This is a genomic window from Qipengyuania nanhaisediminis, assembly GCF_045862805.1.
Classification (GTDB): domain Bacteria; phylum Pseudomonadota; class Alphaproteobacteria; order Sphingomonadales; family Sphingomonadaceae; genus Erythrobacter; species Erythrobacter nanhaisediminis_A.
This window is the reverse complement of sequence record NZ_AP025760.1, coordinates 2,568,786-2,583,425: the sequence shown is the minus strand read 5'-3', so window position 1 is coordinate 2,583,425 and position 14,640 is coordinate 2,568,786. Positions and strand designations below refer to the sequence as shown.

General features: G+C 65.2%; 16 protein-coding genes. 5 read left to right on the top strand and 11 right to left on the bottom strand.

Translation table 11 applies throughout. The annotated features are described in order from the left end of the window. The first annotated feature begins 119 nt into the window (after nt 1-119). From gcvT to gcvPB, 4 genes are all read left to right on the top strand, one after another. Nucleotides 120-1,268 (top strand): glycine cleavage system aminomethyltransferase GcvT, encoded by a 1,149-nt coding sequence (gene gcvT / locus ACKTSM_RS12570; RefSeq protein ID WP_407874988.1) that lies wholly within the window; start codon nt 120-122, stop codon nt 1,266-1,268. A 3-nt stretch (nt 1,269-1,271) separates the two neighbouring features. Continuing rightward, a complete protein-coding gene (gcvH, locus tag ACKTSM_RS12565) occupies nt 1,272-1,643 on the top strand; it encodes a glycine cleavage system protein GcvH (RefSeq protein WP_407874987.1) in 372 nt (123 codons plus the stop codon). Between the two features lie 87 nt (nt 1,644-1,730). After that, a complete protein-coding gene (gene gcvPA, locus ACKTSM_RS12560) occupies nt 1,731-3,107 on the top strand; it encodes an aminomethyl-transferring glycine dehydrogenase subunit GcvPA (protein ID WP_407874986.1) in 1,377 nt (458 codons plus the stop codon). Then, complete coding sequence (gene gcvPB / locus ACKTSM_RS12555) at nt 3,104-4,663, top strand: aminomethyl-transferring glycine dehydrogenase subunit GcvPB (RefSeq protein WP_407874985.1); 1,560 nt, start codon at nt 3,104-3,106, stop codon at nt 4,661-4,663. The genes gcvPA and gcvPB overlap by 4 nt, the downstream gene beginning before the upstream one ends. A 12-nt stretch (nt 4,664-4,675) precedes the next feature. Here gcvPB and ACKTSM_RS12550 read toward each other — a convergent pair whose 3' ends face one another. Both ACKTSM_RS12550 and ACKTSM_RS12545 read right to left on the bottom strand, forming a co-directional pair. Next, nucleotides 4,676-5,980, bottom strand: coding sequence for a lipopolysaccharide biosynthesis protein (locus ACKTSM_RS12550; protein WP_407874984.1), 1,305 nt, complete (start codon nt 5,978-5,980; stop codon nt 4,676-4,678). 13 nt (nt 5,981-5,993) lie between these two features. Beyond that, nucleotides 5,994-6,794, bottom strand: a complete 801-nt coding sequence (locus ACKTSM_RS12545; protein WP_407874983.1) for a hypothetical protein — start codon at nt 6,792-6,794, stop codon at nt 5,994-5,996. A gap of 91 nt (nt 6,795-6,885) precedes the next feature. Here ACKTSM_RS12545 and ACKTSM_RS12540 point away from each other — a divergent pair, with 91 nt between their 5' ends. Beyond that, entirely contained in the window at nt 6,886-7,611 is a 726-nt protein-coding gene (locus ACKTSM_RS12540; RefSeq protein WP_407874982.1) for a hypothetical protein, read from the top strand. Here the strand turns inward: ACKTSM_RS12540 and mmsB are convergent. The 9 genes from mmsB to ACKTSM_RS12495 form a co-directional block, all read right to left on the bottom strand. Beyond that, nucleotides 7,598-8,464: a 3-hydroxyisobutyrate dehydrogenase gene (gene mmsB / locus ACKTSM_RS12535; protein WP_407874981.1), complete on the bottom strand. Its 867-nt coding sequence runs from the start codon at nt 8,462-8,464 to the stop codon at nt 7,598-7,600. The two genes, ACKTSM_RS12540 and mmsB, sit on opposite strands and share 14 nt — an antisense overlap. A gap of 1 nt (nt 8,465) precedes the next feature. Next, nucleotides 8,466-8,735, bottom strand: coding sequence for a hypothetical protein (locus tag ACKTSM_RS12530; protein WP_407874980.1), 270 nt, complete (start codon nt 8,733-8,735; stop codon nt 8,466-8,468). After that, nucleotides 8,720-9,514, bottom strand: coding sequence for an enoyl-CoA hydratase-related protein (locus tag ACKTSM_RS12525; RefSeq protein ID WP_407874979.1), 795 nt, complete (start codon nt 9,512-9,514; stop codon nt 8,720-8,722). Before ACKTSM_RS12525 ends, ACKTSM_RS12530 begins: the two co-directional genes overlap by 16 nt. Continuing rightward, entirely contained in the window at nt 9,511-10,569 is a 1,059-nt protein-coding gene (locus ACKTSM_RS12520; RefSeq protein ID WP_407876373.1) for an enoyl-CoA hydratase/isomerase family protein, read from the bottom strand. The genes ACKTSM_RS12525 and ACKTSM_RS12520 overlap by 4 nt, the downstream gene beginning before the upstream one ends. Nucleotides 10,570-10,635: 66 nt before the next feature. Continuing rightward, nucleotides 10,636-11,781, bottom strand: coding sequence for an acyl-CoA dehydrogenase family protein (locus tag ACKTSM_RS12515; protein ID WP_407874978.1), 1,146 nt, complete (start codon nt 11,779-11,781; stop codon nt 10,636-10,638). Between the two features lie 50 nt (nt 11,782-11,831). Beyond that, nucleotides 11,832-12,245: a RidA family protein gene (locus tag ACKTSM_RS12510; protein WP_407874977.1), complete on the bottom strand. Its 414-nt coding sequence runs from the start codon at nt 12,243-12,245 to the stop codon at nt 11,832-11,834. Continuing rightward, nucleotides 12,242-12,556: an I78 family peptidase inhibitor gene (locus tag ACKTSM_RS12505; RefSeq protein ID WP_407874976.1), complete on the bottom strand. Its 315-nt coding sequence runs from the start codon at nt 12,554-12,556 to the stop codon at nt 12,242-12,244. Before ACKTSM_RS12505 ends, ACKTSM_RS12510 begins: the two co-directional genes overlap by 4 nt. Then, nucleotides 12,553-13,041, bottom strand: a complete 489-nt coding sequence (locus ACKTSM_RS12500) for a hypothetical protein (RefSeq protein ID WP_407874975.1) — start codon at nt 13,039-13,041, stop codon at nt 12,553-12,555. The genes ACKTSM_RS12505 and ACKTSM_RS12500 overlap by 4 nt, the downstream gene beginning before the upstream one ends. Further along, nucleotides 13,041-14,534: a CoA-acylating methylmalonate-semialdehyde dehydrogenase gene (locus tag ACKTSM_RS12495; protein ID WP_407874974.1), complete on the bottom strand. Its 1,494-nt coding sequence runs from the start codon at nt 14,532-14,534 to the stop codon at nt 13,041-13,043. Before ACKTSM_RS12495 ends, ACKTSM_RS12500 begins: the two co-directional genes overlap by 1 nt. Nucleotides 14,535-14,640: the final 106 nt, after the last annotated feature.

The window sequence follows — 14,640 nt, the reverse complement described above, 5'->3', positions numbered from 1 at the left end:
AGGCGCGGGCCGCTGCATGTCAGGGCAGCCCGTCGCTAAGCTCTCAGGTTTTCCCGACAGAGGGGGCAGGAACCACGCTTCTTGACCGAGGCGTACGACACCTGTTCGGGGAACGAGACGTGAGCGACGAAGACATCCTTGAAGACCTGCCGCTCGAAAAGCTGCCGCTCGATGCGTGGCACCGCGAACATGGCGCGCGCATGGTGCCTTTCGCGGGCTATGAGATGCCGATCCAGTATACCGGCGAAGGCGGCGGCATCGTTGCCGAGCACGAATGGACCCGCAACAGCGCAAGCCTGTTCGATGTCAGCCACATGGGCCAGCTCTCTGTCAGCGGTCCCGATGGCGATATGGAGGCCGCCGCACAGGCGCTTGAGGCGGTGCTTCCGGGCGCGATTGCCAGCCTCAAGCCGGGGCGGATGCGCTATTCCTTCCTGCTCGACGAGCACGGCGGGATCATCGACGACCTGATGGTGACCAATGCCGGCCAGGCCTATGGTCTCGTCGTCAATGGCGCGTGCAAGTGGGACGATATCGCCCATCTGCGCGAACACCTGCCCGACGAGATCACGCTGACGCACCATGCCGAGAACGCGCTGGTCGCGCTCCAGGGACCCAAGGCGGGAGAAGTGCTCGCCGACCTCGTGCCCGAAAGCGCCGAACTGACCTTCATGACCGCGTTCTATCACGATTGGGACGGGGTGCCGCTGTGGATCGCGCGCGCGGGTTATACCGGAGAGGACGGGTTCGAGATCGCGGTGCCCGGCGAACACGCCGAAAAGCTCGCCGCGGCGCTGGTTGCCGATGCACGCGTGCGCCCTGCGGGACTTGGAGCGCGCGACAGCCTGCGCCTCGAAGCCGGCCTGCCCCTGCACGGCCACGATATCTCGACCGAAACCGACCCGGTCAGCGCCGACCTCACCTTCGCGCTTTCGAAAAAGCGCCGCGAAGCCGGCGGTTACATGGGCCATGGTCCGGTCATGCGCGTGCTTGATGATGGCCCCGTGCAAAAGCGCGTAGGCCTCACGCTCGATGGCCGCATGCCCGCACGCGAAGGCGCCGAAGTCTATGCCGGCGACGAAAAGGTCGGCACCGTCACTTCGGGCGGCTTTTCGCCCACGCTCGGCTGCCCGATCGCGATGGCCTATGTCGATATTGCCCATGCCGACGAGGGCACCGAGCTCAATTGCGAGGTCCGCAAGAAGCGGCTCCCCGCCAAAGTCACACCCATGCCGTTTGTCCCGCACCGCTATTTCAGGGGGAATTGATCAATGCCGCGTTATTTCACCGATGAACACGAATGGATCGACGTCGAGGGCGACAGCGCCACGGTCGGCATCACCGACTACGCGCAGGAGCAATTGGGCGACATCGTCTTCGTCGAACTGCCCGATGTCGGGGCCATGCTCGACAAGGGCGGCGATGCTGCGGTGGTCGAGAGCGTCAAGGCGGCAAGCGATGTTTACGCGCCGATCAGCGGCGAAGTGACCGAGGGCAATTCCGCGCTCGAAGACGAACCGGCGCTGGTCAATTCCTCGCCGGAGGAAGACGGCTGGTTCTTCCGCATGACCATCGGCGACAAGTCCGAACTCGAAGGCCTGATGGACGACAAGGCCTACAAGGCCTTCGTCGAGAATCTCTGAACCGTTCATCCCGGCCGCGACCGGCTGCGTAACTGGCGCAAGACCCTGACCCGTTAGTCGAAAAAGCGGGCTGCTGGAGACAAATCGATGCGTTACCTCCCCCTGACCGACACCGATCGCAGCGAAATGCTCGCCAGGATCGGCGCTGACAGCATCGACGACCTGTTCGTCGACGTGCCCGAGATCGCGCGGCTCGACGGGCCGATCCGCGATCTGCCGATGCACGCATCCGAAATGGCGGTCGAGCGGCACATGAAGGCGCTGGCGGCGAAGAACCTGGCGGCAGAGGGCCGTCCGTTCTTTCTCGGCGCCGGGGCCTATCGCCACCACATCCCGGCCAGCGTCGATCACATCATCCAGCGCGGCGAGTTCCTGACCGCCTACACCCCCTACCAGCCCGAGATCGCGCAGGGCACTTTGCAGATGCTGTTCGAGTTCCAGACCCAGGTCGCGCGGCTTTATGGCTGCGCGGTGGCGAACGCTTCGCTCTACGATGGCTCGACCGCGTGCTGGGAAGCGGTGGCGATGGCGACCCGCGTGACCAAGAAGAAGCGCGCGGTGCTGTCGGGCGCGCTTCACCCGCATTACAGCGAGGTGGTGCGGACCATGGCCAAGTTCACCGGCGACATCATCGCCGATGCGCGGCCCGCGATCCAGGCCGAACCCGACATCGCCGGGCTCACCAGCCGGATCGACGAGGACACCGCCTGCGTGGTGGTCCAATATCCCGACATTCTCGGCCGGGTCAGCGACCTGTCGGCCATCGCCGATGCCGCGCACGAAAAGGGCGCGTTGCTGGTGGTGGTCAACACCGAGCCGGTGGCTCTGGGCGCAATCCGCGCGCCGGGCGACATGGGCGCAGATATAGTCGTGGGCGAGGGACAGTCGATCGGAGTCGGGCTCAATTTCGGCGGGCCTTATCTCGGCCTGTTCGCGGTCCGCGATCCCAAGCATGTGCGCCAGATGCCCGGGCGGCTGTGCGGCGAGACCACCGATGCCGAGGGCAAGCGCGGCTTCGTCCTCACGCTCTCGACCCGCGAACAGCATATCCGCCGCGAAAAGGCGACGAGCAACATCTGCACCAATTCCGGGCTGTGCGCGCTCGCCTTCAGCGTTCACATGACGCTGCTGGGCGAAAAGGGGCTGCGCGAGCTGGCAGCCGAAAACCACCGCCTGGCCTGCAAGGCGGCCGACCGGCTGGCGCAGGTCCCGGGTGTGACGGTGCTCAACAACGCCTTCTTCAACGAGTTCACGCTGATGTTAGACGGCAGGCCCGCGCGCGACGTGGTGCGCGCTCTTGCAGATCGCGGCGTGCTCGGCGGAGTGTCGCTCGGGCGGCTCTATCCGGGGGTCGAGGCGCTTCAGCAGGCGCTGCTGGTCGCGGTGACCGAGACAACCACCGATGCCGATATCGAGACGCTCGCAACCGAGCTCGAGGCTCTCGTGAAGGAGGCCGTGCAATGAACGCCCCCAACAAGTCAGGATGGAAGCCCGAGATGCAGCCCGATGACGGCATGCACAACGGTCCCGAGACCACCACCGGCAACCGCGCGCTGATGCTCGAGGAACCTTTGTTGTTCGAGATCGGCCATTCAGATGTCACCGGCGTCGACCTGCCCGAAGTGGATGCCGGTGCCCTCACGCGTCTCGGCGGTCTCGAGCGCAGCGAACCGATCGGGCTGGTCGGCCTCACCGAACCGGAAACCGTGCGCCATTACACGCGGCTCAGCCGCCAGAATTACGGGATCGATCTCGGCTTCTTCCCGCTCGGCAGCTGCACGATGAAGCACAATCCGCGCCTCAACGAAAAGGTCGCGCGGCTTCCCGGCTTTGCCGATATCCACCCGCTCGCCCCGCAACAGAGCGTTCAGGGCGCGCTCGAGGTGATCGACCAGCTGGGCAACTGGCTGTGCAAGCTTACCGGCATGCCCGCGGTCGCGATGAGCCCCAAGGCGGGCGCGCACGGCGAATTGTGCGGCATCCTCGCAATTCGCGCTGCGCACGAGGCACGCGGCGATGCGCGCGAAGTGGTGCTGGTGCCCGAAAGCGCGCATGGCACCAATCCGGCCACCGCCGCCTTTGCCAATTACCGGGTCGAGGACATTCCCGCCACGCCCGAGGGCCGGGTCGATCTCGAAGCGCTCAAGGCGCGGCTCGGGCCCGATGTCGCGGGCGTCATGATCACCAACCCCAATACCTGCGGACTGTTCGAGAAGGACTTCCGCGAGATCGCAGACGCGGTCCACGAAGCGGGCGGCTATGTCTATTGCGACGGGGCCAATTTCAACGCCATCGTGGGCAAGGTGCGCCCGGGCGATCTCGGCGTCGATGCGATGCACATCAACCTGCACAAGACCTTTTCCACCCCGCATGGCGGCGGCGGCCCGGGTTCCGGCCCGGTGGTCTTTTCCGAAGCGCTCGCGCCGTTCGCCCCGCTGCCCTTCGTGCGCGCCGAGGAGGATGGCAGTTTCACCCTGGTCGAGGAAGAGGAGCGCGAGGAAAGCCGGGGCGAGAGCTTTGGCCGGATGACCGCGTTTCACGGCCAAATGGGCATGTTCACCCGCGCGCTGACCTACATGCTCAGCCACGGCGCCGACGGGCTGAAACAGGTCGCCGAGGACGCGGTGCTCAACGCCAATTACATCCTGCGCTGCATGGAAGACGTGCTCCACGCCCCCTTCGCCGAAAGCGGGCCGTGCATGCACGAGGCGCTGTTCGGCGACAGGCAGTTCGAGAACGGGCTCTCGACGCTCGATCTTGCCAAGGGGCTGATCGATGAAGGCTATCACCCGATGACGGTCTATTTTCCGCTGGTGGTCCACGGCGCGATGCTGGTCGAGCCGACCGAGACCGAGAGCAAGGCGGCCATCGACGAATTCATCACCGCCTTCCGCAGCCTTGCCGAGCGCGCGCGGGCGGGTGACGAGAGCCTCAAGAAAGCGCCCTATTACGCCCCGCGCCGCCGGCTCGATGAAACCGCTGCGGCGCGCAAGCCGCGGCTGAACTGGACCGAGGAATAGGCCCGCCGCGCCTCAGCGTTCGCTGGGGTCGGGTTCGGGCGCCCTGGCGCGGTCTTCCTCGGAGATATCGAGGCGGATCTGCTGGAGGTTGAGGATCGCGACGTAGAAACCGATCACCGCCAGCGCGCTCGATCCGAGCACGGCGAAGGCCGCGCCCTTGGCACCGTTCCAGTCGATCGCGGTGTCGAGCAGTACGAGCGCAAGCACGGTCGGGATCGCGCGCACGGTGAAGGCGGTGAGGGCGCGTCCCGCTGACACCAGCAGCGATTCCAGGCTCGCCCCGATAAGTTCGATCGCGCCGGCGATCGAGAGGATCACCATCGCCCAGTAATAGGCGCTGAAATCTTCCTGCGCGATCATCTCGAGCGCCCAGCGGCCGAAAAGCAGCGCAACCAGCACTGCGATCACGCCTGCCAGCAGCGCGATATTGGCCATTCGCCGCGCCATCACCAGCGCGTTGTCCTTGGCGTGGACGAGTTCTGGGAAGATCGCCTTTGAGACCGTCTGGGCAAGGCTCACCAGCGCCTGGCCGAGCTGTGCGGCGACACGGAAGCCACCGGCGAGAGCCGCGCCCCCGAAAGTGCCCACCAGGAGGATCATCACCTGCTTGCCCGCGATTGTCAGGCTGCCCGACATGTTGGTCGACCACACGAAACGCCAGGCATCGGGGTGCTGCGCGGGTATCCGGCGAAGACTGGTATGCGACAGGTCGATAGGGTGGAGCCGCGCCGCCGCCACCCACAAGGCGGCGGCAACCGCGATCTCCGATGCCGCCCAGGCCAGGATGAAGCCGGTGACATTTGGCATGAACAGGACCGCGAGCACCGCGCCGGTCACCCGGATCGCGGGCTGCACCGCTTCGGCGGCGGTGGCAGTCGCAAACTTGAACCGCAGGCGCAGGAGGCCGGTAGGCGTGGTGCGGATCGAGAGCAACGAGACCACGCAATAGCCGAAGGTCAGCCACAGCAGATCGTCGGGCAGCGGCAGCCACGACTGCGCTGTCCATGTCACCAGCGCGGCGACGATCGTGCCCATCACCACCGACAAGAGGTCGAGCGCGATCGCGAACCCGGTGGCATCGCGCAAATTGCGACCGAGCCCGGCCTCGCCGGCCGCGCCCCAGCGCACGATGAACTGCCAGGTCTGGAAATTGGCCAGCCCCGTGATCGCCTGGCCGAGCGCCACGATCAGCGCGAAGTAGCCGAAGTGCTCGATCCCCAGGGTGTGGGTGGCGAGATAGAGATAGACGAGGCTCATCACCGCGTTGAATCCGCGTCCGCCGAGCAGCCAGCCCATATTGGTGAAGAGGCGCTTCATGCGCGGCGTGCCGTCAGGCGGCCTCGCGCTGCCGCAGCAGCTTCTCGGTCACGCCGAAGGAGCGTTCCTCATCGACATCGATGGCAAATTCGCCGTTCGACAATTCGATCGGGACGAGGCTGAAGCCGAAGCGTCGGGAAACCTTTTCGAACAGTTTGTCCTTGGACCCGTTGCCGAGCCGGAAGCGGATCAGGTTCATGAGCCCGAACGCCTTCACGATCCGCATGGGGAATTTCATGAACTGCCCGCCACCGCGCATGATCTCGGCCGCGCCGAGCGCCTTGCGGTTTGCGATCCAGTACATGTTGCAGTTCGAATATCCGCCATCGGCGAATTCGTAGAAACGCTTTTGCCCGACCGGGTCGGCGGCGATCACGTCTTCCTTGCGCGCGAGGCCGGCGGCACCGCCAGCGCCTGCCGCGATGCACTTGTCGATGAACTCGGTGTAGCCTTCCGGGGTCACGAGGCAATTGTCGGCGGTGGTGATGAGCAGCGGGAACTCGGCTCCCTCGGCCCCTGAAAACACGCTGTCGACGATGTTGAAGGCGCCGTCTGCGAAGGTCAGTCGGCCTTCATCGATAAGCCGGGAAATCGTGGGCAGGATCGCGATTTCGCCGCTGTCATGCGCGACGATGCGAATGGTGCCGACCCGCTCGCAGGCGGCGACGGCGGCCGCGACCCTCTCGATCATCGGGATGCCAAGGACAGGGACCACGCTTTTCTGCGAAACGCCCGCGCGCGCGGCGAGCGGGTCGAGCGCGCCCGACCTCTTGCCGGCCATGATCAGCGCGGTGACCTTGTTTTCCTGAGCCATGGGCGCGGCCTTAGCCGCATTCCGTCCCCCGCGCAAAGCGATTGGCACGCCGGCCTTGTGCGCGGCGCACGCGCGGTCCAGACGGGCGGCCATGCGAATTGTCTTTTCACGCAAGGGGTTCGACAGCAGTGCGGGCGGCGGACCATCGCCGATCGTCGGCGGGCGGCCGATCAGCCTGCCAATCCCCGCAGGAACCGCGAGCGCGACGACCTATGGCGATCTCGGCCTCGGCGAACACGCGGCGAAGGCGAGCCGGGGCAGGTTGTCGGGAGGCGATGCCTGCCACCACGACCCCATGTTCTGCGAGGATGGCACCTGCGTCTTCGGCCAGCACGCCGCCGCGCAAACACATTTAGAGCGCCAGGGCGTCACCGTGGGCGATGTCTTCGTGTTCTTCGGCCTGTTTGCAGAGGAAGAAACGGGCGAACCGCATCACCGCATCTTCGGCTATCTCGAAGTGGCAGAGACATGCGCGTTGTCAGACGGCATTCCGGGAGAACTCGTCGCGCTCAAGCACCCGCACGCGCTCGGCATGCATAGCGCCAATGACGTGATCTGGCGCGGCGAGGGACGGGCAGCAAGCCGCGCGGTCCCGGGATTGCGGCTGACCGTTTCCGGGGGGCCGCCTAGCCTGTGGCGACGCCCGCCATGGCTGAAGCGCGGCGGGTTGTCCTATCACGACCGCGAGGACAGGTGGCTGCCGGGAGGCAGGCTGCGCTCGGTCGCGCGCGGACAAGAATTCGTCGCCGACATAGGCCGGCGCAAGGCCCCGCGCCAATGGCTCGACCAGGTGATCGCCACGATCAGAGCGTCTTGATGATCCCCGAGAAATCGAGCCCGCCATTGTCCTTGGCAAAGGCTTCGTAGATTTCCTGGGCGTGCTTGCCGAGAGGCGTCGATGCGCCCGCCGTTCCGGCGGCTTCCATTGCGAGCTTCAGGTCCTTGAGCATCAGTGCCGAGGCAAAGCCGCCCTGGTAATCGTTGTCCGACGGGCTTTGCGGGCCCACGCCCGGGACCGGGCAATAGCTCGTCATCGACCAGTTCTGCCCGCTCGAAACGCTCGAGATGTCGTAGAAGGTCTGCGCATCGAGGCCGAGCTTTTCGGCCATCCTGAAGGCTTCGCAGGTGCCGATCATGTGGATCGCGAGCAGCATGTTGTTGCAGATCTTGGCGGCCTGGCCGTTGCCCGCATCGCCGGCATGGATCACCGCCTTGCCCATGCAATCGAGGATCGGTTCGGCGCGAGTGAACGCGGTGCCGGTTCCGCCGACCATGAAGGTGAGCGTGCCGCCATTGGCCGCCGCGATCCCGCCCGAGACCGGCGCATCGACCATGTCGTAGCCCGCCTCCTCGGCAAGGCCGATGACCTCGCGCGCGGTGGCGACATCGATGGTCGAGCAGTCGAGCAGCACCGCGCCCTTGGGCGCGTGCCCGATCACGTCGTTCTCATAGACCGCCTTGACGATCTGGCCATTGGGCAACATCGAGACCACCGCCTTGACCCCGTCGACCGCTTGCTTGGCATCGTCGAACGCCTCGCAGCCATTCTCGCGCGCGGTATCGAGCGCGGCGCGGCTGAGGTCGAAGGCGCGCACCTCGTGACCCGCCTTGGCGAGGTTGGCGGCCATCCCGCCGCCCATGTTTCCGAGGCCGATGAAGGCGATTTTCATTTCAGTCTCCCAACAGGCCGAGGATCGCGATCCCGGTCAGGATCATCAAGGGCCCGAAAATTAGCATCAAAATCGGCTGTATATAAGCCATCGCCCGATCGAGGCGCGAGAGGGGCAGCGGTTCATCCTCGCCCGCAACCTCGAGGATTGCCTTTTCGATCAAGTTTATGCGCTCCTCGCGGCGCGCCTTCCAGCCGGTGAAGCCGAGCCAGAGGAACAGCGCCCCGAACCCGATCACTCCACCGCCCTTGAGGATTATCTCCCCTTCCACTGGCCCTCGCGCTTCTCGATGAAGGCTGCCATGCCCTCGGCCTTGTCCTCGGACGCGGCGAGGATCTGGAAGATGCGGCGTTCCATCACCAGCCCCTGGTCGAGCGTGCTTTCGAAGGCCGCATTGACCATTTCCTTGTTCGCGATCGCGGCCATGGGCGGCATGCTGGCGATGGTCGCGGCGGTCTTGAGGGCGTCGGCGAGCAGGTCGGCCTGCGGCACAACGCGCACCACCAGATTGGCGCGTTCGGCTTCCTCGGCGTCCATCATCCGGCCGGTCAGGCACATTTCCATGGCCTTTGACTTGCCGATCGCGCGGGTGAGCCGCTGCGACCCGCCCATGCCCGGCGCAACGCCGAGCTTGATTTCGGGCTGGCCGAACTTGGCATTGTCGCTGGCGATGATGAAATCGGCCATCATCGCAAGCTCGCATCCGCCGCCCAGCGCAAAGCCGTTGACCGCGGCGATCCACGGCTTGCGGGTCTTCTTGACGATCTCGCTGGTCCACGGCGAAAAGAAATCGTCGAGATAGAAATCGGCCGCGGCCTTCTCGCTCATTTCCTTGATGTCGGCGCCCGCGGCAAAGGCTTTCTCGCCCGAACCGGTTAGCACCGCGCAAAGCTGGCTGTCATCGCTGCTGTAATCGGCAAAGGCGTCGATCAGCTCCTCGAGCACCTTGGAATTCAGCGCGTTGAGCGCCTTGGGACGGTCAAGCGTAATCAGGGTGACGCCGTTGTTGCCCGAGGCGTTCTTTTCGGCGGTGATGGTCTCGTAATTCATGGGAGCGGGGTCCATTCCTCGTTTTCGGGCAGCGGGGCGAATATCTGATCGATCAGCTCATCGCTCACCTCTTCGGGGGTCGGCGGATTCCATTTGGGATCGCCGGTCTTGTCGACAATCACAGCGCGCACGCCCTCGGCAAAATCGGGGCGGGTCAGCACGCGGCTGGCGATGCGATATTCCATGCGCATGTTCTCGGCAAAGGTCGGCAGGTCGCTGGAAATTGCCAGCTGGCGAAGCGCGACCTTGCAGGTCTGCGGGCTCTTGGTGCCGAGCGTGTCGCGTTCCTTGGCCGCCCAGTCATCGCCGTCATCGGCGGCCTTTTCGAGGCTGGCGAGAATGTCTTCGAACCGGTCGGAGGCAAAATGCTTGGCGATCTTGAGCGCGTTGGCCTCGATCCGCGCGGGCGGAGGCGTGCCTACGGGTTCGGACAGGATGCCCGAAATCCGGCCCGGACGCTCGATGATGCGCGCCTTGATATCCTCGAGCAGGTCGTGCGGCACGTAATGGGTGGCAAGGCCCGCCCACAGCGCCTCTGCCCCGTCGAGCCGCGCCCCGGTCAGCGCCAGGAATTGCCCCAGCCTGCCGCCGAGCCGCGAGAGATACCAGCCGCCGCCGACATCGGGGAACAGGCCGATCCCGGTCTCGGGCATGGCAAAGCGCGTGTTCTCGGTTGCGACGCGATACTTGCACGGCTGCGAAATGCCCACGCCGCCGCCCATTGTCACCCCGTCCATGAAGGCGACGATCGGCTTTTCGAAAGTGAACAGCTGGTGGTTGAGCTGGTATTCGTCGTGGAAGAATTTGCGGCCCGAAATGCCGTTGTCGTTGAGCGCCGAATTGCGCAGGAAGGCGATGTCGCCGCCAGCGCAAAAGCCGCGGCCTTCGTGGTGGTCGATGATCACCGCCTCGATTGTATCGTCTTTCGCCCACTGGCTCAGGGCCGCGCTCATCGCGTGGCACATGTCGAGCGTGAGCGCGTGAAGCGCCTTGGGGCGGTTGAGCGAGATGCGGCCGACGGGGCCGTCGGTGCGGATGATGACATCTTCGGTCATGGCGGGGCTTTCGCTGGGAGCGTCTTGCGGCGGAGCGGCGGTGTCGCGGTTCATCACTCTGGCTCCTTACTGGCGCAACAGGTCGCGGCCAACGATCATGCGCATGACCTGGTTGGTGCCTTCGAGGATCGAATGGACGCGCAGATCGCGCCAGAAGCGTTCGATCGGATATTCCTTGAGATAGCCATAGCCGCCGAACAATTGCAGCGCGTTGTTGACGACGTTCGAACCGCTATCGGTGGCGAGCCGTTTGGCCATGGCAGAAAAACGCGACTTGTCTGGCGCGTTTTCGGTCACCTTGGCCGCGGCGAGATAGAGCAGTGCGCGCGCCGCCTCGAGCTCGGTCGCCATGTCGGCGAGCATGAACTGGGTGTTCTGGAAATCGGCGATCGGTTGCCCGAACTGCTTGCGCTCCTTGGTGTAGGCGACCGCCTCGTCGAGGCAGCGCTGAGCGCCGCCGAGCGAGCACGCCCCGATATTAAGCCGCCCGCCATCGAGTCCCATCATCGCAAAGCGGAAGCCATCGCCTTCCGCGCCGACGAGGTTTTCCGCCGGGACACGCGCATCCTCGAAGATCAGCTGCGCGGTGGGGCTGGCATTCCAGCCGAGCTTCTTTTCGGGCTTGCCGAAGCTGACGCCGGGCGTGTCCTTTTCGACAACGAGGCACGAAATGCCTTTCGACTTGTGCTCGCCGGTGCGGACCATGGTGACATAGACATCGTTGAAACCGCTGCCCGAAATGAACTGCTTGGTGCCGTTGAGGACGTAATGGTCGCCGTCCCTTTTCGCGGTGGTCTTGAGGCCCGCCGCGTCCGAACCCGAACCCGGCTCGGTCAGCGCATAGCTGGCGATCTTGTCGAGCGTGACGAGGTCGGGAAGGAATTTCTGCTTTACCGTGTCGCCGCCGAAACGGTCGATCATCCAGGCGGCCATGTTGTGGATCGAGATATAGGCCGATGTCGCAGGGCAGCCATAGGCCATGGCTTCCATGATCAGCGCCGCTTCGAGCCGGCCCAATGCGATGCCTCCAGATTCTTCCGAAACGTAGATCGCGCCAAAGCCGAGCTCGCCGGTGGACTGGATCACGTCGCGCGGGAAATGCGCTGTCTCGTCCCATTCTCCGGCATGCGGCGTGATGTTGTCTGCTGTGAACCGCCGCGCCATTTCCTGGATCGCGAGCTGGTCTTCGGTGAGTTGAAATTGTCCGTTCATGAGGAGGCCATTAGCCCGTGATTCTGGCTAGGGGAAGGCTTGCGAGGCAGTCAGCTTGCTAGGACCGCCTCGGCTTCGATCTCGACTTTCCATTCGGGCCGGCAAAGCCAGGCAACGCCGCACATGGTTGCCGCGGGACGAGCTTGTCCGAACCAGCGCGCATGGACCGCGCCGACCGCGTCCTGGTCAGCCGGGTCGGTCAGCAGCATCCGGGTGCGAACCACGTCCCGCGCGCTCCCGCCGAGTTCGGTTATCGCCGCGAGGATCAGCGCGCAGCACCGCTCAGCCTGCGCCGCGGCATCGCCGGGGGTGGTGGTTCCGTCGGACTCGATCGGGCCGGTGCCGGCAACGATGATGCGGTTATTCCCCGCATTCTCGACGCGCACCGCACGGCAAAACCCGAATTTTTTCTCGAAAGGGCTGCCCGAACTGGCGCGCTGCCGGGTGTCGGGCGCCGCGCTCATCCGCAGGCGATCCGGGTGATCTTGCCGTGCTCGTCATAGGACACGGTCACGCGGTCCGTGCGATAATCCATGGTCAGCGCGGTGTCCGGTCCGGCCCAGCGCAAGGTGCGCGACCCGGTTTCCGCGAGAATCTCGCTGGCTAGCGCGTCATTCGCCCGCGTCCCGATGAAGGTCTGCGCCGGTTCGGCATCGCAGGTGCCATCACCCTCGGGATGGCTGACGCTCAGGCCACCCTTGGGAAGGTCGGCGGGAGCGCAGCTTGCAAGGAGCGTCATCGCGGTGCTGGTCGCGGAGAGGAGGAGGAATTTCACGCAGGGCACCTCTTGCTCGGATAGTCGTCGGGCGTGCGCGGCAGATCGCCATCGGACGTCTCGAGCCGCTGGCTCTCGCCTTCGCCGACCAGTGCGAGACGAGTCTTCTGCTCCCAGGTCTCGCCTTCGCCTTCCATGGCGAGAGTCACGATCACGGCATCGCCGTCTGGCGCAGCACCGGTCACGGTGCCGATCGATTCGTAGAACAGGATCTCGTTCCCGCTGATCTCCATGCGCAGGTCGGATGCCGCATCGCAGCTTCCCTCGACATGGTCCCACACGCCGTGAAAGCGGGTGGGGATGCGGTTGGCGAGCGCGGTGTCGAGCCTGTCCGGCGGCCCCGCGCCATCGCCGATGCCGCCATCGGGCTCGACGGGGATCGCGGTTTCGACCGGAGCCGGCTCGGGCGCATTGGTCGCAGGCTCGCTGCCGCAGGCCGCAAGCGCGAAAGCCGCCAGCAGGGGAAAGGCGCCGCGCATCGTCATCACCCCATGGTCGGGATGACGAAGGCGTTCGAGCCGTCGCCGCCGCCATCGGGCCAGCGCTGGGTGACCTTCTTGTTCTTGGTCCAGAACTTGAGCCCCTCGGTCCCGTACTGGTCGATATCGCCAAAGCCCGAACGCTTCCACCCGCCGAAGCTGTGATAGCTCACCGGTACCGGGATCGGCACGTTGATCCCGACCATGCCGACGTTGACGCGCGCGGCAAATTCGCGCGCGGCGTGGCCGTTGCGGGTGAAGATCGCGACACCGTTGCCATATTGGTGTTCGCTGGGAAGGCGCACCGCGTCCTCGAAATCGTCGGCGCGCACAATCTGGAGGACGGGGCCGAAAATCTCTTCCTGGTAGCTCTTCATCTGCGGGGTGACGCGGTCGATCAGGGTCGGGCCGACAAAGAAGCCGTCCTCGTGTCCCTGCAAGGTGAAGCCGCGACCGTCGACGACGATCTCGGCGCCCTCTTCCTCGGCGGTGGTGATCCATTGCTCGATCCGCGCCTTGTGCTCGGGCGTGACCACCGGGCCGTAATGCGCGTCCGGATCGGTCGAGACGCCGATGCGCAGCGCGTTGATCGCCGGGATCAGCTTTTCGCGCAGCCGGTCAGCAGTGTCCTCGCCCACGGGCACCACCACGGGCAGCGCCATGCAGCGTTCGCCCGCCGAACCGAATGCGGCGCCGGCAAGGTCGTTCACCACCTGGTCGAGATCGGCATCGGGCATGACGATGCCGTGGTTCTTCGCCCCGCCAAAGGCCTGGACGCGCTTTCCGTTCTCTGCGCCGCGATGGTAGATGTAATGCGCGATATCGGACGAGCCGACAAAGCTGATCGCGGGGATATCGGGGTGATCGATGATCGCATCGACCATCTCCTTGTCGCCGTGGACGACCTGGAGCAATCCCTCGGGCGCGCCGGCCTCGACAAACAGTTCGGCGAGCCGGACCGGGACGCTGGGATCGCGCTCGGAGGGCTTGAGGATGAAGGCATTGCCCGCAGCACACGCCATGCCGAACATCCACATCGGGATCATTGCGGGGAAGTTGAACGGGGTGATCCCCGCCCCGATGCCGAGCGGCTGGCGCATCGAGTAGACATCGATGCCCGGGCCTGCGCCCTGCGTGTATTCGCCTTTCATCACCTGCGGGATCCCGCAGGCATATTCGATCACTTCGAGCCCGCGCTGCACGTCGCCCTTGGCATCGTCGACAACCTTGCCGTGTTCGGAGGCAAGCAGTTCGGCGAGCGATTGCATGTTCGCCTCGATCAGCTCCTTGAAGCGGAACATCACGCGCGCGCGTTTTTGCGGATTGGTCGCCGCCCAGCCGGGCTGGACCTGTTTGGCAGTTTCAACCGCACGGTCGAGCAGCGCGGCATCGCCGAGCGCGACCTCGGCCTGGACTTCGCCGGTCGAGGGGTTCCAGACCTGGTGCTTGCGGGTGGGGGCGGGGCTATCGCCGACGAGGAAGTGATCGATCTGGCGCATGAAGGGGTTACTCCTGGGAATTTCGTTGCGCCCCAAATGACGCTACGGCGCGCGCGTGGCAAGGGGCAGCGCGCGCCTTTTTGGCCATCGAGTGCGACGGATTGCG

Excerpts from the sequence above, each read along its gene's own strand:
- gcvH (WP_407874987.1), top strand. The coding sequence starts at position 1,272 with ATGCCGCGTTATTTCACCGATGAACACGAATGGATCGACGTCGAGGGC.
- ACKTSM_RS12500 (WP_407874975.1), bottom strand. The coding sequence starts at position 13,041 with ATGACGATGCGCGGCGCCTTTCCCCTGCTGGCGGCTTTCGCGCTTGCG.
- ACKTSM_RS12540 (WP_407874982.1), top strand. The coding sequence starts at position 6,886 with ATGCGAATTGTCTTTTCACGCAAGGGGTTCGACAGCAGTGCGGGCGGC.
- ACKTSM_RS12545 (WP_407874983.1), bottom strand. The coding sequence starts at position 6,794 with ATGGCTCAGGAAAACAAGGTCACCGCGCTGATCATGGCCGGCAAGAGG.
- gcvPB (WP_407874985.1), top strand. The coding sequence starts at position 3,104 with ATGAACGCCCCCAACAAGTCAGGATGGAAGCCCGAGATGCAGCCCGAT.
- ACKTSM_RS12550 (WP_407874984.1), bottom strand. The coding sequence starts at position 5,980 with ATGAAGCGCCTCTTCACCAATATGGGCTGGCTGCTCGGCGGACGCGGA.
- ACKTSM_RS12515 (WP_407874978.1), bottom strand. The coding sequence starts at position 11,781 with ATGAACGGACAATTTCAACTCACCGAAGACCAGCTCGCGATCCAGGAA.
- ACKTSM_RS12510 (WP_407874977.1), bottom strand. The coding sequence starts at position 12,245 with ATGAGCGCGGCGCCCGACACCCGGCAGCGCGCCAGTTCGGGCAGCCCT.
- ACKTSM_RS12520 (WP_407876373.1), bottom strand. The coding sequence starts at position 10,569 with ATGACCGAAGATGTCATCATCCGCACCGACGGCCCCGTCGGCCGCATC.
- gcvPA (WP_407874986.1), top strand. The coding sequence starts at position 1,731 with ATGCGTTACCTCCCCCTGACCGACACCGATCGCAGCGAAATGCTCGCC.
- ACKTSM_RS12495 (WP_407874974.1), bottom strand. The coding sequence starts at position 14,534 with ATGCGCCAGATCGATCACTTCCTCGTCGGCGATAGCCCCGCCCCCACC.
- ACKTSM_RS12525 (WP_407874979.1), bottom strand. The coding sequence starts at position 9,514 with ATGAATTACGAGACCATCACCGCCGAAAAGAACGCCTCGGGCAACAAC.
- mmsB (WP_407874981.1), bottom strand. The coding sequence starts at position 8,464 with ATGAAAATCGCCTTCATCGGCCTCGGAAACATGGGCGGCGGGATGGCC.